The 15,386-nt window shown below is 50.8% G+C and carries 17 protein-coding genes and 1 tRNA gene; 16 read left to right on the forward strand and 2 right to left on the reverse strand.

Annotated elements, in window-relative coordinates; all coding sequences use genetic code 11:
- Window positions 1–43: 43 nt before the first annotated feature.
- The 10 genes from gltX (at window position 44) to rplI (ending at window position 8,203) form a co-directional block, all read left to right on the forward strand.
- Complete coding sequence (gene gltX, locus K9N57_08210; protein MCF7804159.1) at window positions 44–1,507, forward strand: glutamate--tRNA ligase; 1,464 nt, start codon at window positions 44–46, stop codon at window positions 1,505–1,507.
- Entirely contained in the window at window positions 1,507–2,406 is a 900-nt protein-coding gene (gene ispE, locus K9N57_08215; protein MCF7804160.1) for a 4-(cytidine 5'-diphospho)-2-C-methyl-D-erythritol kinase, read from the forward strand. The genes gltX and ispE overlap by 1 nt, the downstream gene beginning before the upstream one ends.
- 24 nt (window positions 2,407–2,430) lie before the next feature.
- Window positions 2,431–2,501: transfer RNA gene (locus K9N57_08220), tRNA-Gln, on the forward strand.
- Window positions 2,502–2,550: 49 nt separating this feature from the next.
- Entirely contained in the window at window positions 2,551–3,498 is a 948-nt protein-coding gene (locus K9N57_08225; protein MCF7804161.1) for a ribose-phosphate pyrophosphokinase, read from the forward strand.
- 21 nt (window positions 3,499–3,519) lie between these two features.
- The gene (locus K9N57_08230; GenBank protein MCF7804162.1) at window positions 3,520–4,191 is read left to right on the forward strand and encodes a 50S ribosomal protein L25; all 672 of its coding nucleotides are present in this window, start codon (window positions 3,520–3,522) and stop codon (window positions 4,189–4,191) included.
- A gap of 22 nt (window positions 4,192–4,213) precedes the next feature.
- Complete coding sequence (gene pth, locus K9N57_08235) at window positions 4,214–4,783, forward strand: aminoacyl-tRNA hydrolase (protein ID MCF7804163.1); 570 nt, start codon at window positions 4,214–4,216, stop codon at window positions 4,781–4,783.
- 20 nt (window positions 4,784–4,803) lie between these two features.
- Window positions 4,804–6,846, forward strand: a complete 2,043-nt coding sequence (locus K9N57_08240; GenBank protein MCF7804164.1) for a sodium-translocating pyrophosphatase — start codon at window positions 4,804–4,806, stop codon at window positions 6,844–6,846.
- 21 nt (window positions 6,847–6,867) lie between these two features.
- Window positions 6,868–7,377 (forward strand): 30S ribosomal protein S6, encoded by a 510-nt coding sequence (gene rpsF / locus K9N57_08245; protein MCF7804165.1) that lies wholly within the window; start codon window positions 6,868–6,870, stop codon window positions 7,375–7,377.
- Between the two features lie 122 nt (window positions 7,378–7,499).
- Entirely contained in the window at window positions 7,500–7,724 is a 225-nt protein-coding gene (rpsR, locus tag K9N57_08250; protein MCF7804166.1) for a 30S ribosomal protein S18, read from the forward strand.
- A 35-nt stretch (window positions 7,725–7,759) separates the two neighbouring features.
- Complete coding sequence (gene rplI, locus K9N57_08255) at window positions 7,760–8,203, forward strand: 50S ribosomal protein L9 (GenBank protein MCF7804167.1); 444 nt, start codon at window positions 7,760–7,762, stop codon at window positions 8,201–8,203.
- A gap of 260 nt (window positions 8,204–8,463) precedes the next feature.
- Here the strand turns inward: rplI and K9N57_08260 are convergent, their stop codons facing one another.
- Window positions 8,464–8,964: a DUF2231 domain-containing protein gene (locus K9N57_08260; GenBank protein ID MCF7804168.1), complete on the reverse strand. Its 501-nt coding sequence runs from the start codon at window positions 8,962–8,964 to the stop codon at window positions 8,464–8,466.
- A gap of 513 nt (window positions 8,965–9,477) precedes the next feature.
- Between K9N57_08260 and K9N57_08265 the strand changes: the two genes are divergently transcribed.
- The 6 genes from K9N57_08265 (at window position 9,478) to K9N57_08290 (ending at window position 13,751) form a co-directional block, all read left to right on the forward strand.
- Entirely contained in the window at window positions 9,478–10,617 is a 1,140-nt protein-coding gene (locus K9N57_08265) for a hypothetical protein (GenBank protein ID MCF7804169.1), read from the forward strand.
- 98 nt (window positions 10,618–10,715) lie between these two features.
- Window positions 10,716–11,258: a hypothetical protein gene (locus tag K9N57_08270; GenBank protein ID MCF7804170.1), complete on the forward strand. Its 543-nt coding sequence runs from the start codon at window positions 10,716–10,718 to the stop codon at window positions 11,256–11,258.
- Window positions 11,259–11,263: 5 nt separating this feature from the next.
- Window positions 11,264–11,842, forward strand: coding sequence for an FMN-binding protein (locus tag K9N57_08275; GenBank protein ID MCF7804171.1), 579 nt, complete (start codon window positions 11,264–11,266; stop codon window positions 11,840–11,842).
- A complete protein-coding gene (locus K9N57_08280; GenBank protein ID MCF7804172.1) occupies window positions 11,839–12,330 on the forward strand; it encodes a hypothetical protein in 492 nt (163 codons plus the stop codon). Before K9N57_08275 ends, K9N57_08280 begins: the two co-directional genes overlap by 4 nt.
- 549 nt (window positions 12,331–12,879) lie before the next feature.
- Window positions 12,880–13,215 (forward strand): DUF2268 domain-containing protein, encoded by a 336-nt coding sequence (locus K9N57_08285; GenBank protein MCF7804173.1) that lies wholly within the window; start codon window positions 12,880–12,882, stop codon window positions 13,213–13,215.
- A gap of 182 nt (window positions 13,216–13,397) precedes the next feature.
- Window positions 13,398–13,751, forward strand: a complete 354-nt coding sequence (locus tag K9N57_08290) for a DUF3467 domain-containing protein (protein MCF7804174.1) — start codon at window positions 13,398–13,400, stop codon at window positions 13,749–13,751.
- Window positions 13,752–13,754: 3 nt separating this feature from the next.
- Here K9N57_08290 and K9N57_08295 read toward each other — a convergent pair whose 3' ends face one another.
- Entirely contained in the window at window positions 13,755–15,134 is a 1,380-nt protein-coding gene (locus K9N57_08295; GenBank protein ID MCF7804175.1) for a tryptophanase, read from the reverse strand.
- Window positions 15,135–15,386 lie beyond the last annotated feature (252 nt).

Genomic DNA, 15,386 nt, shown 5'->3' on the forward strand with positions numbered 1-15,386 from the left:
AATTACAAAACGCACAGGCGGAGTAATTATGGAGGAGCCTCAATTGAAGGGTGTAAAAGTTCGGTTTGCCCCGAGTCCCACGGGATTTCTACACGTCGGTGGACTGCGGACGGCGTATTATAACTATCTCTATGCAAAAAAGCAGGGTGGTACGTTCGTGCTCCGGATCGAGGACACGGATCAGACACGCCTGGTCAAGGGCGCGGTGGAAAACCTGATTGAGACGCTGCACTGGGCCGGGATCGAGTACGACGAAGGCCCGGAACTATCTAAAAAAGATTCACGTGGTGAAAACGGACCGTACCGTCAGTCAGAGCGGCTGGACATTTATACCGAATATGTGAATCAGCTGGTGGAGAACGATTACGCCTATCACTGCTTTTGCTCCCAGGAGCGGCTGGAGAAGGTCCGGAAGCAGCAGCAGGAGATGAATCGCCGCTCGCAGTACGATAAGCACTGCCGGAAACTTTCCAAAGAAGAACGGATGAGCAGGCTGGACGCTGGTATGCCCCACGTGATCAGAATGAAAATCCCGGAGGATGACGGCACCGTCGAATTCAGCGACAAGGTCCGTGGTGAGGTGGCGATTCCGCACGAAAACCTGGATGATCAGATCCTGATGAAATCCGACGGTTTTCCGACATATCATATGGCCAATGTGGTGGACGATCACCTGATGGGGATTACACATGTGATTCGCGGTGAGGAATGGCTGCCGAGTACGCCGAAGCATATTCTGCTGTACGAATATTTCGACTGGGAACCGCCGGTGTTTGCCCATCTGCCGCTGCTATTGAACGAAGATCGATCCAAACTCTCCAAGCGCCAGGGTGACGTGGCGGTAGAGGATTATCGGGAGAAGGGATACCTGCCTGAGGCGCTTACCAATTTTGTGGCCCTGCTGGGCTGGAGTCCCGGCGATGACGAGGAAATTCTTTCCACCAAAGAATTGATACGCAAGTTCAGCCTGGATCGGATTAACAAATCCGGTGCCGTGTTCAACGTGGAAAAGCTCCAGTGGATGAACGGTATGTACATCCGGGAGACGGAGACGGACAGATTGGTCGACCTGGCGCAGCCATTTCTCGAGGAAGCCGGCTTTGATACCGGTAATCGCCGGAAGATGACACTGATCATCGACGCGGTGAAGGAAAATCTCCGGTACCTGGCGGAGATTCCGGAAGTCACGGAGGTATTTCAGCCGACGCCGCTGAACATTGATACGGAAGCCGAGCCAGAACTCGGGGAAATGCTGGCGAAAGATTCCTCGAAGCAGGTCTTTGCCGCGCTGGCCGATCAGTTTGAGGAGCAGGAGGAAATTACCAAAGATACCTTCATGGCTATCATGAAATCTGTTCAGAAGGATACCGGAGTCAAGGGTAAAGATCTCTGGATGCCGGTCCGAATTGCTTTGACCGGCGAAATGCACGGGCCGGAGCTGCCGGCGGTTATTGAAATCCTCGGCAAAGACCTCTGCATCAAACGCTTCCGGGATCAGCTCGGCTGATGGACGCACTCCGGCTCCGCTCCAACGCGAAAATAAACCTCGGGTTGCGCATCACCGGCCGGCGGGACGACGGCTATCACCTCATAGAGACAATCTTCCAGGAAGTCGATTTCGGCGACTCTCTCTTCTTCGAAAAGACTGAATCCCCGGGGTTCGAAATCATCACCGAGCACCAGGGCTTGCCAACCGACCAATCCAATCTTTGTTATAAAGCATTTGAACTATTACGTGATCGATTTCCCGGAATAGATAATGTTCGGTTAACCGTCGACAAGCGGATTCCCATGGGCTCCGGACTGGGCGGTGGAAGCAGTAACGCCGCCACCACGCTGATCGGACTGGCGAAGTTGTTTGACCTGGACATTGCTCCAACGGATCTCACATCTCTGGCAGTACAAGTTGGGGCTGATGTGCCTTTTTTTCTGTACGGCGGCGCTGCCCGTGCTTCCGGTATCGGTGAGGAGATTGAGCCGCTTACGACATCTCTGGGAAGTCCGGTGGTTATCGTGGTGCCGGATATCCACATTTCCACGGGGTGGGCGTACGCTAATGTTAAATACGACTTGACTTCCAGCGACATTGAAAATAAGTTTAAAGGCTTTTTTGACAACAGGGAATTCGACCGGTGGCTCGTAAACGATTTTGAGCCGCTGGTAACGGAACGATATTCGGAGATCGGTGACATCAGGCAGCGCCTGATGCATCTCCGGGCTGACCACGTGAGTTTATCCGGAAGCGGGTCGGCGATCTTCGGAATATATTCGGATAGCGCGGCGGCGCAACAGGCAGTGGAGGCGCTAAAGAAGGATTATTTCAGCGTACTCGCCAATCCGGTTGCCCGCACCCAGCCCCGAATGCAGGCGGTCCTGAGCAGTTCGGCACCTATCTCACCTCTCTGAATATCATCCATTATAACTTTTCACTCGGGGGTCGTCTAATGGCAAGACCTCGGCCTTTGGCGCCGATAATTGGGGTTCGAATCCCTACCCCCGAGCGAAATTTACAAATGCTATTATTAATGATTGTGGAGCAGAGAAATTTCTATGTCGGTTGACTCTCATCCAGCGAAACTGTTTGCCGGGCGTTCGAACCCCGAGCTCGCCGGTGAAATTTCCGAGTACCTGGACCTGCCGCTTGGCGGGCTGACCATCAAGAATTTCAGTGATGGCGAGATCTGGGTGAAGTTCGAGGAGAATATCCGAGGCACGGATGTCTTTTTGATTCAGTCGACCAATCCACCGGCGGAAAATATCATAGAACTACTGCTGATGATCGACGCGGCCAAGCGGGCGTCCGCCCACCGCATTACGGCGGTAATTCCGTATTACGGCTATGCCCGGCAAGACCGGAAAGAGCAGCCACGCGTACCGATTTCCGCCCGGGTGATGGCGACGCTGCTGACGAAGTCTGGCGCAGACCGTGTTTTAACCATGGACCTGCATTCCACCCAGATCCAGGGCTTTTTCGATATCCCGTTCGACCACCTCTATTCCAAGATTGCGCTGATGCGGCATATCCGCGAACAGGGATTGGACGATGTCGCTGTCTTGGCGCCGGATGTGGGCAGTATTCCAATGGCCCGGTCCTACGCCAAACTCCTTGGCGCCTCACTGGCGATTATCGATAAGCGACGCCCGGAGCCGAATCGCTCGGACGTGATGAACGTAATCGGCGAACTGGACGGGAAAGATATCTTTTTAATTGATGATTTAGTGGATACCGCCGGCACACTGACCACAGCCGCTGAGGTCGCCATGGGTAAAGGCGCCCGGTCGGTCGAAGCGCTGGCAACACACGCAGTGCTCTCCGGTCCGGCTGTGGAGCGTATCAAGAATTCCCCGATTAACGAACTCACCGTGACGAATACGCTCCAGATACCGCAGGAGAAACGGTTTGATAAGTTGACTGTGATCAGCGTCGGCGAAGTCTTCGGCGAGGCGATTCGTCGCATCCATGAGGAAGAATCTATCAGCTCATTATTTAATTTCTAAACGCACAATAAGGGAGAACCGATGGCTACAGTTGAGTTAAAAGCGAAAAAACGGAAAGAGCTCGGGAAGAAGGCGACCAAGGACCTTCGCAAGGACGATCAGATTCCCGCCGTGCTCTATTCCAGAGAAGTTGAGGCCACTCCGATTTCCATAGATAAAAGTGACCTGTTCTACGCCATGCAGACCGGTGCCCGGGTAATCAATCTAAAGGTTGGCCGGAAAAAGCAGCCGGCAATTTTACGTGAAGTACAGCACCATCCGGTGACGGACGAAATTCTGCATATCGATTTTCTTGGTATCGTAGAGGGGCAGGCTGTGGAAACCCGTGTTGGCATCAGCCTGGTCGGTGAGCCGATTGGCGTCCGCGAAGAGGGCGGAATCCTGGAACAGATTATGTGGGATGCGGCTATTCGGACCATCCCGAGCAAGATCCCTGAATCGCTGGAAGTAAACGTAGATGAATTGCACATGGGTGATTCAGTGCAGGTGTCCGATCTGGAAATGGAAGGTATTGAGATTCTGGAACCTTCGGACCGGGCAGTGGCAACGGTGGTCCATCCGACACAGCTCGTGGTCGAAGAAGAGGAACCGGAGGAAGAAGAACTCGAACTCGAAGAAGGCGAAGAACCGGAAGAGGGCGAAGAAGGCGAAGAAGAATCTGGTGAAGGCGAAGAAGAAGAGGCCACGGAATAATCCGGTCGGCATATGAGTGGTTATGAAGTATATCATCGGACTCGGAAATCCGGGCAAGAAGTACCGCGAGACGCGGCACAATATTGGGTTTCGGATTATCGATTTTCTGACGGAAAAGCAGCACGTCACGCTTATGTCAGGGAAGGGTGAGTACCTGCTCGGCGAACACCGGTCCGGGAAATATGCTTTGGTAAAGCCACTCACATACATGAATAACAGCGGAAATGCGATAACGGATATGCAACGACACCGACAAGTGAAGCTCCGGGAGACGCTGGTCGTCTACGACGACCTGGATCTTCCCCTGGGGACCATGCGGTTTCGGCCCGGCGGAAGTGCCGGGACGCATCGTGGGATGGAATCTGTTGTGGACAAAATTGGGACCACACGTATTCCACGACTCCGAATCGGGATCGGTAGTGAGTACAAAACCGGACCGTCTGAAGACTTTGTCCTGACGCCATTTGCTACAGATGAACTGCCGGTAGTGCAGGACGTCGTAAAAACCGCTGCTGACGGGATTATGAGCTTTATTCATGAAGGTATCCAAAGAGCAATGAATACCTATAATAAACGCGATCTCGCAACCTAACGAAGGAGGATTTTCTCCGCATGACTCAATTAATCTATTTGATACCCGCGGCTGGCATTATCGCATTGCTTTATGCCTATGTGAAAGCTTCATTTGTGAACAAAAAGGACCCCGGTTCAGAGCAGATGGCAACTATCGCCAAACATATCCGCGAAGGCGCCATGGCATTTCTCGGGCGGGAATACAAGGTGTTGGCCTTGTTTGTCCTGGCCGTTGCAATTTTAATGATATTTGGCTATCCGGGCTGGAATAAGCTCATTGCCGTTTCATTTGTCGTTGGCGCGTTTTGTTCCGGTTTGGCCGGGTTTATCGGCATGCGGGTGGCAACCGCAGCGAATTCCCGCACAACGCAGGCCGCAAGAGGCAGCTTGGTCTCTGCGTTGAATATCGCTTTTTCCGGCGGGTCGGTCATGGGAATGAGCGTTGCCGGACTCGGCGTGCTCGGTCTCAGTGTATTGTTTATTATCTATGGGAATGCACTCGGACAGGATGTTAACACCCTCCAGGATCTGGTCCTGCCGATTTTGACTGGTTTTAGTATGGGCGCCAGTTCCATTGCACTATTTGCCCGAGTCGGTGGCGGTATCTATACCAAAGCCGCCGATGTTGGTGCCGATTTGGTCGGTAAGGTTGAGGCGGGCATACCGGAAGATGATCCCCGGAACCCCGCAGTAATCGCCGATAACGTCGGCGACAATGTTGGTGATGTGGCCGGGATGGGCGCCGACCTGTTCGAATCGTTCGTCGGTTCCATTATCGGGGCGATGGTATTGGGTGCCACGGTCGTCCAGCAACCGATAGATATGGTTGTACTGCCGCTGTATTTGGGAGGCGCCGGCATTATCGTCTCCATCGTGGGAACTTTTTTGGTCCGCACCAAAGAAGGCGGCGACCCGCAGAAGGCGCTGAATATTGGTACCTTTGGCGCAGCGGGCATTATGGTAATTGTGACTTATTTTATCATCCAGTGGCTCGTACCGGCGCAGTTTGAACTGAACGGCGTGATGTATCAGAGTACAGGTGTGTTCTGGGCGACCATCGCCGGGTTAGTAGCCGGTGTGCTCATCGGTTTATTTACTGAATATTATACCTCGGAAGCCCGGGGCCCTGCCCGGAGTATCGCGGAAGCGTCACAGACCGGGGCCGCCACTAATATTATTAACGGGCTCGGGGTTGGAATGACGAGTACCGCCCTGCCGATAGTTGCACTGGCGCTGGCGATCCTTATCTCCTATGCCACCGCCGGATTGTACGGTATCGCTATTGCCGCGCTGGGAATGCTTTCCACCATCGGAATCCAGCTGGCGGTCGATGCGTACGGCCCGATCGCTGATAACGCAGGCGGCATTGCGGAAATGTCCGACCTGCCACCGGAAGTCCGGGAACGGACGGATAAGCTGGACGCAGTCGGTAATACCACCGCAGCCATAGGAAAGGGTTTCGCCATCGGTTCCGCAGCCTTGACGGCGCTGGCGCTGTTCTCAGCATTTCGGACCGTGGCCAAGGTTGAATCCATCGATATTGGCAGCGCCAATGTGATGGCCGGGCTGTTCATCGGTGGAATGATGACGTTTCTGTTTTCCGCGTTTTCCATGAAGGCGGTAGGCGATGCGGCCTTCGAAATGATTAACGAAGTCCGCCGCCAGTTCAAAGAAATTACAGGATTGATGGAAGGCAATGCTGTGGCCGAACACGCCAAGTGTGTGGATATCGCGACGACCGCCGCAATTAAGCGGATGGTGGTACCGGGACTCCTGGCAGTGATCGTGCCCATCGCATTCGGCTTCTATGATAAATATATGCTGGGCGGAATTCTGGCCGGCGTGACGGTGACCGGCGTGCTTATGGCTATCTTTATGGCCAATACCGGCGGCGCCTGGGACAACGCGAAAAAATATATTGAGTCCGGCGCACACGGCGGCAAGGGCAGCGACGCGCACAAGGCGGCGGTGGTTGGTGATACCGTCGGCGATCCGTTTAAGGATACGGCCGGTCCGTCTCTCAACATTCTAATCAAGCTAATGTCAGTGGTGTCGTTGGTTATCGCACCGCTGATCGCATAAAATAACACGAGGAGTGGAAGAGTGAGATATTACGAGAATCTGTTCATTGTCAACCCGGGATACGAGGACGATGCGCTCCAGGCGATAAAAAACGAGTATTCGGAGTTTATCACGGAGAACGGCGGCCGCGTCTACAGCGTGGACGACTGGGGCAAGCGTCGTTTGGCGTATTCCATTGACAAGCAGAAGTATGGGACGTATGTCCTCATCGAATTCGGAGCGGAAGGATCCATCGTCCGGGAACTGGAAGAATCCCAGCGATTAAATGACAGTGTGATTGCACATCTGACGGTACGCCTGGACGAGGAACCGGACCTCAGTAAAGAACGAAAAAAGTATCTTGATGAAGAAGAGGATGGGGAATCCTTCGAGGAAGATGATGACGAGGACGATGAGGAAGAGATCGACGATTCCGAAGAGGATGAAGATGGTGAAGATGAAGAGACTGACGATGATGAGGATGAAGACAAAGATGAGGATGAAGAAGAGGATGAGGACGAAGTAGACGAAGAAGACGAGGAAGAGAAGTAAATAAACAGGTCGACAGGCTGAGTTCGTTTTGATCACGGACCAGCGTAATCTCCTCTTTACACGTCATCGAAAACTAAAATGCCTCAATGGCGTAAATCAGCAATAAACGGAGTATCAATTATATGGCAAGACGAAAGATATGTAAATTCTGTGAAAATTCGCGGCGGATGCAGATCGACTACAAAGATCCCAAGACGCTGCGGAAGTTTATCACGGAGCAGGGAAAAATTATTCCTCGCCGTATCACGGGAACATGTGCCAGGCACCAGCGTGATTTGACGAGCGCCATCAAGCGCGCCCGGAACATTGCACTGCTGCCGTACACGTTCGATGTGACAGACAATTAATCCTTCACAGCGAGGAAGATGAGGAGTACATACCAATGAAGATAATACTACGTCAGGATGTGGAGAAACTGGGCGAGGCCGGCGAAATTGTCGACGTCAAGCCGGGTTATTTCCGGAATTACCTGCATCCCAGAGATATGGCAATGCGCGCCACCGATTCTAACCGGAAAGTCTATGAAGAAGAGCGGCGCATGCAGCAGGTCCGCGAAAACAAGGCGAAGTTCGAGGCGCAGAAGGTGGCGGACAAGCTGGAAAACGTTTCACTGAACGCTCCGGTACAGGTCGGCGAAGAAGACAAGGTGTTCGGATCGGTCACATCACAGGATATCGCTAAACTGCTGGACGAGCAGGGTTTTGATATCGATAAGAAGGATATCCTGCTGGATGAGCCCATCAAGGCACTCGGGATTTACAACGTGCCGGTCAAATTGCACAAAGATATCACCGGCGAAGTCAAAGTCTGGGTTATTAAGGAATAGCGCCCGGCGCGCTTCGTCGAATCTGGTGCACACATAACGTCACCGGAAGTTTTACGACAAATTATTCAACCTTGGGTTCGCTTTTCCACGTTTATCCCGTGTGGCGTATTGGTGTGATTTTAAAAAAGATGCCATTTCTTAGAGAGATGGTATCTTTTGGGTTTCGGAGCTTCCGTGATAGAAAGGTAGCCCCATTGGGGCAGGCATGCTTTGTCTCTACGGGGTAGAATTTCTTAGTTGGAACAAACAGTATGCGAGACTTAGTTGGATAACGTATCGGATGCTACCATATGTGTGGTATCCGCCTGAAGCTGTTCAACCTTGATTTGAAGTTCCTTCACTTCCTGCACATTTGTCCCGTGTTCGAACACCAGTTGCCCGCCGAGGAATCCGGTGGTCAGTACAAGTACAGTCCCGATAATAGCCACTGTTAAATAGAGTGCCTGCCATCGTTTTCGGATAACCCGATCCATGTTCGAGCGCCAGATAAAAAGCAGCGTAAACACACAGGCTGTAGCAATCCCGAAGTATTGGTGATATCCCAGAACAGTATCCACACCATCCGTAAATATTGCGCTGTTTTTAGCGTAGAGTCCCGTAATCACTGCAAACAGCGCCGCGAAAAATCCGAGAAACAGGTTCCACCACCCCACGGTCTGTAAGTGTGGTCGATCGGTGGTGATAGCCAGTAGATCGAAGACCACGCTGACCGTCAGCAGCGCTACAGCAAATCCGACAACGAATGGGTGGAGGTCTAACACTGGTTACCTTTTACTCCTTCGTTTTTTCCTCATCTTAATCATAATTTTGCTCTTACACATAAGTCAATGTTCAAGTGTTCTTGTGTTTCCCAAAGGGATCCCTGCGGGGCAGGTAACGGCGTTTTACAGTGTTAACGTGTTACCGTGTTATGGTTACGGTCAGGCGTCTTGCGTCCCCAGTCCAGTGTCAATTGTGGCTTTTTCTTGGTAGTAACCACTTTAGCGGTGTTTGTTATTCATTCGTTGTTGATTGGGCTATTTTCAGAGCATTCGGTGTTTCATCTATTATTAATTTAATGTTTTTTTGCACCCTTCGCGGCTTTACGAGTCACTTTTTCTCTCAAAGCGGTATGCAATTTAATGCAGCTTCTCGTTATCCCCAAGTCGTATCGTTGAAATTGTCAACAATTGACACTTGCAGAGCATTCGGTCTTCGGCTATATTATTGACGCAATTGAGATTCAGTCTCAATTAAATGATAACGATTATCAATAAATTAGAATGGAGAGATTAATGCAGTTTGCTATGATTCGTCGTCTTTCGGGTATTCTCGCTTGCTTTGGGATAGTTTTGTTCGCGCTACCGGCATTGGCACAGGATCGGCCGGCAACCCCTGGCGGTATCTATGATAAACCGTACATTGAAGAAGCCGGGCGCGGTACGGCAATCGGTGGATACATCGATATGGAGTGGGAAATCACCGAGGATAAAAATACATTCGATCAGCACCGGTTCATCCCGTTTATCTTCAGCGAAATTAATGACCGGATCCACTTCGCCACCGAAATTGAATTTGAACATGGTGGGCGGGTTCCCGGCGATGGCGAAATTAAGCTCGAATTTGCGGCGCTGGATATTCAATTCACAGAATGGCTGACCTACCGTACCGGTGTGTTGCTTGCGCCGTTGGGTAAGTTCAACCTGGTGCATGACAGCCCGTGGAACGATTTTGTGTCTCGTCCCCTGGTTAACCGGCAATTGATTCCTACCACTCTCTCAGAGTCCGGTATGGGGTTCCACGGTACCATTTATCCCTCGGAAATGGGTGTTCTTGGATATGAACTGTATTTGGTGAACGGATTTAACGAGGGTATCATTGCAGGTCCAAACCAGGTACGCACCCGCGGTGGCCGCGGTTCGCTGGCCTCGGATAATAACCAGTCGAAATCGCTGGTGGGCCGCCTGGTGTATAGCCCCGTGCTTGGCATGGAATTCGGCGGGAGCTTTCATACCGGCAATTACGATGACGGCGATGAACTCCGGCTAAGTATTTTGGGATTAGACGCAACTCTTCAAAAAGGACCGTTCGAATTATTACTGGAAACTGCGTACTCCAGTACTGAAATGATGGTCAATTCAACCGTCGGACAGTTAGGATACTATGTCCAGCCCAATTATCACTTTGGTTTCGGCCTGATTCCCGGATTTCCTGAATCAAAGTTCACGGCGATGGCCCGCCTCGGTCGTATCAATTACAATATGGATGCGGATGGCGATATCGCTAACCGGTATACCGTGGGACTCAACTGGCGTCCTATTGAGGATACGGCGGTAAAGGTGGAGTACCTTATCCAGGAGGAAACGCCTCTGAATTCGACCACCGCCAATGAAAGCGAGGGTACATTCTTCTTTGGCGCCACTTCCTATTTTTAGAGCGTAAAACAAATGAGATCCTGTCTCAATAGGATTGAAAAGCCCGGTCCGGGATCTTACATTACGCAAGCTGGCGTAATTTTGGGAGAATGAACTAAATGAGTGAAACACTCACGATAAAATATAAAGAACTGTTATCCCTGATGGAATCTGTGGAAAATGGGATGAAACAGTATTACATCGGTCTGGCGGAGCGTTTTACCAATCGGGATTTGCAACATCTCTGGATTATGATGGCGCAACAGGAAGAGACACATATCAGGCTGGTGCGCCTGATGCGCAAACGCAGCGCCCGGGATGAGGATCTGCAAAATTCCGAAATGGAAGTGAGCACCGAAAGCATGGAAACCATCAGGGATTTTCTCGATAACTATCAGAAGGTTTTAGACGATCCAGAATTGTCAATTAAACAGGGATTCCAATTGGCGTTGACGCTGGAAAGTCTGGAACTGGAACCGATTTATAAACCGTTTATCGCCAAACAGGATGAACCGACCCAGGATGTGCTTGAAGAACTGCTCGAGAGTGAAGATATGCACCTCAATATTCTGGTGAAATCGGTCAAACGGCATATTAATGACAAAAAATTCCATCAGTATGCCGACAGCGTTCTGCAGGAACATACGGCCCACTCTAATTGAGCTGTATGAAGACTCTCCTGTCCGGCCTCTTTGTCTCTTTCCTTTTCGCTCTCCCGCTGTATGCCCAGGAGCAACCTCCCAGCGATGTTGATCTCGGACCGGCACAATATCTCCTTACTCCCGCCGAGGCGATTCAAGAGATTTTCGGTACGAATGTAGACACTCGTATCGATACCATTCGAATAACTCAACAAATACGGGACACCCTTGCAACTGAATTGCATCGGTCCATCCCTGACTCGACATATATAGTGCAGCAGGTATTTAAGGAGGGAAACCGAATCGGTTATGCCATGGAAATCAACGAATACGGAAAATACCGACCGATTACAATGTTAGTAGGCGTAGACGCGGATTTCCAGGTGGAGGGCGTTCGGATATTAGTATACCGTGAGAACCGTGGAGGCGAAGTGCAGCGGGAGCGGTTTCTCTATCAGTACCGAAATATGACCACAGACGACCCCGTCCGCATTAACCAGGACATTATTAACATTTCCGGTGCGACTATTTCAGTCCGTGGAGTCAATGCAGGGGTTCGGCTGGTTCTGCATCTGCTGGAAGCCTATTACGGTCAGTCCCAATGAGTTCCGTAACGGAGATTCACCTATCCGAACTGCCGGCATCGCTCAGGAAGATGCTGGCACTCTTCCTGATAACATTAACTGCAGCGTATCTCATCGGACTGGGATATGTCTACTTTAACACGGATATGACCTATACCGGAGTGGCCGAGGATTTTCGCGGCTCTGAGACAGAGATGAAATTTGAGAAACCGGCCGGGGAAATGTTCCAAACCGTGCACAACCATATGTTTGGACTCAGCCTCACATTTCTTCTGACCGGAGCTATATTTTTTTTCTCTTCCTTTCCCCCGGGGATATGGAAAACTTTTTTCCTCACCGAGCCATTTATCTCAATTATCGTCAGTTTCGGCAGCTTCTGGCTGATTCGCTATTTTTCTCCGGCATGGACGTATTTACTGATGCTTTCCGGTTTTCTCATGGCGCTGGGGTTTTTTGTGCAGGTAGGGTGGTCACTGTACGATTTGATGATTCGGCGGGGTGAAGAATAAAAACATCCATACCAGTCATCCCGAGTGAAGTTCCGGTTTGTTGGGACGGAGTCGAGGGATCTGGTCAATTTTATCCCGGAAATCTCATCACGAGATTCCTCGGCTCGCTTCGCTCGCTCGGAATGACATACTATTCCTACCTATGATGGTTAGAATTATCCCAGTCATCCTGAGCGATGATTCGAGGCAATCGAACCGCAGACGTCCCCCAAAGGGAGCCCTACGGGGAAGGATCTCGTTCGCTCACCTCCGTTCACGAAATTCATTAACCGAACCCACCCGCTACACTCAATTGGAGTGAGCGCTTCCGGCGTCACTGACAGTGAGTTGACAGAGCCAGAATAACGGTCATCGACGCTGTTAGCGATCGGTGACGGAAATGACTCTCCCTGGCAAAAATAGGTGGCAGCCGGCAAAGATAATATTATGCAAAGATCCCCGCATTTTCCTGTTGCATTTCACGCCAAAATTATTTATTGCATCAACTAAAGTCGCCTTCTATATTAGCGGCGTAATTGGCACATTAAACACATAACGAATCGAAATATTATGATAAGTCTTGCGTGTCCAAATTGTGAAGAACCGCTGGAAGAGGAATCCCTGGAAAAATCGCTGATTTGCCCGCATTGCAGTATCAATATGAAGCAGCCGAAGTTTCAGGATTTCCTTGAATACTTAATGATGCAGGGGATTGTGGAGGAAGTGGATTTTTTCGATCTGCAGTTATATGGCGATGAGATAATGAGCCCGTTTCAGTCCGAATTTGACGATGCGGATACATCACCATATGAAAAAGGTTCCACCCCATATACGCCGTATCGGGATAATATGGATAATATGGCGGAGGGTGAAGACACCGAACAAGATGAGGACGAGGACTGGTAGAGAGAAATAGTACCTGTAGCACTGATTAAGTAGTTGCTTGCGACGGCATTGTGAGAGTTATTTCCTGCAATGCCGTTTTTTTATGTGTTCATTACGTTGCATCCTGTTTTGGAATCACGGTCCGGTTCCGTACCTTTACACAAATTATTCGAAACCATTTAGCACAACATGTGGAGTAAAATATGTCAGACGATGAAAACAAAAAGTCCAAGAACCCACAACAGGGTCAACAGCAGCAGGTAAATATCGAATTACCCGAGGAGTTGGCTGACGGCGAATATGCGAATTTTGTCGTTATCACCCATTCTCATGCGGAATTTATCCTGGATTTTACCAGAGTGGTACCCGGGAGTCCCAAGGCGAAGGTGCAGTCCCGGGTTATTATGGCGCCCCAGAATGCCAAAGCGCTTCTGAACGCGCTGGAAAACAATATTGAGCGATACGAACAGCAGCACGGCGAAATTAAAGTCCAGAGTAATCAGCAAGGCCCCGGACCGTTCGGATTTAACCCCCCGGATGACGTCCTGCCGAACTAGATTTTATGCGTTGATTGGGAGCAGTCGGGCTGTGAAGTGCCGAAGCACAGGCGCTTCCTTGACGATCCGTAATCCTTTGAGTTCGTCACGTCTTTCATAGATTTCGATTATTGATTCCGCAACGTACTGCATCTGCATATTGGTGTAGACGCGCCGCGGTATGGCTAAGCGGACTAATTCCAGATCCGGATAGACGGTCTCGCCTGTGTCCTGATTTTCATGAGCAAACATCAGCGAACCGATTTCTACGGCACGAATGCCAGCGGCCACGTACAGCTCACAGGTAAGCCTCTGTCCCGGGAACTGACTTTGTGGGATCTGCGGGAGAAACGATTTTGCGTCAAGATAGAGTGCATGTCCCCCGGTCGGCTTAAGATACGGGACGCCGGCGTCGTCCAGCATTTCTCCGAGACTCTGCACCTGCGAAATGCGATAGGCCAGATAATCTTCGTTCAGCACTTCCCGGAGTCCCCGGGCGATGGCTTCCAAATCCCGGCCGGCCATGCCGCCGTAGGTCGGAAACCCTTCGATGAGTATCAGCCGGTTGGTGATCTGCTCGGCCAGCGCATCGTCATTCATGGTGATAAAGCCGCCCATATTGACCAACCCGTCCTTCTTGGCGGACATGGTGGCGCCGTCGGCATACGAAAACATCTCCCGCGCAATCTCTTCGATAGATTTATCCGCGTAACCCTCTTCCCGCATCTTGATGAAATAGGCATTTTCAGCAAACCGGCATGCGTCCAGATAGAGCGGTATATTGTATTTTGACAGTATTTCTTTGGTCTCCCGGAGGTTACGCATTGAGACGGGCTGACCGCCGCCGGAATTGTTGGTGATGGTGATCATGCAGAGCGGGATGCGATCCGCGCCGTATTCATCTATGGTAGCCTGCAGTTTATCCAGGTCCATGTTTCCCTTGAACGGGGCGATGACCGTAGGATCTCTGCCTTCATCCACCACGAGATCGACGGCCTGGGCTCCGTTATATTCCACGTTGGCACGTGTGGTATCAAAATGAGTGTTGTTCGGGATAACCGAATTTGCATTGCAGATGGTCGAAAACAGCAGGTTTTCCGCAACTCGTCCCTGATGCGTCGGAATGACGTGCTCAAAACCGTAGATATCTTTGATTGCTTCTTCAAAGTGATAGTAATTGCGGCTGCCGGCGTAACTTTCGTCGCCGTGCATCATTCCGGCCCACTGGTTGTCACTCATGGCGGAGGTGCCGCTGTCGGTGAGCAGATCGATATATATTTTTTCGGCGGCGATATTGAAGACGTTGTATCCGGCGTCCCGGATGATCTGTTCGCGCTCTTCCCGGGTGGTGCGTTCAATCCGTTCGACGACCTTAATCTTGAACGGTTCGGGGGGATATTTCATGACCGGATCCTTTCGTTTGAGAAATTGATTACGTGCAAAACAAAATGATGGACTGAGGAGTTTACCATGCTGGTATCAATATAGAGTAACGGGAAAGGATGCACAAGATGAGGAAATTGCATCCGTTGAAGATTGCTCTCGGCATCGTTACTGGTATCGAGTTGAGCAAACACCGCCCATGACGCTGCGAGCGGTCATGGGCGGGAGATAAATTAATCCAAGCAATTTGTTGTAATGAACTTTAAGGTGATT

It is taken from the genome of Candidatus Neomarinimicrobiota bacterium (assembly GCA_021734025.1).
GTDB lineage: Bacteria > Fidelibacterota > JAANXI01 > JAANXI01 > JAANXI01 > JAANXI01.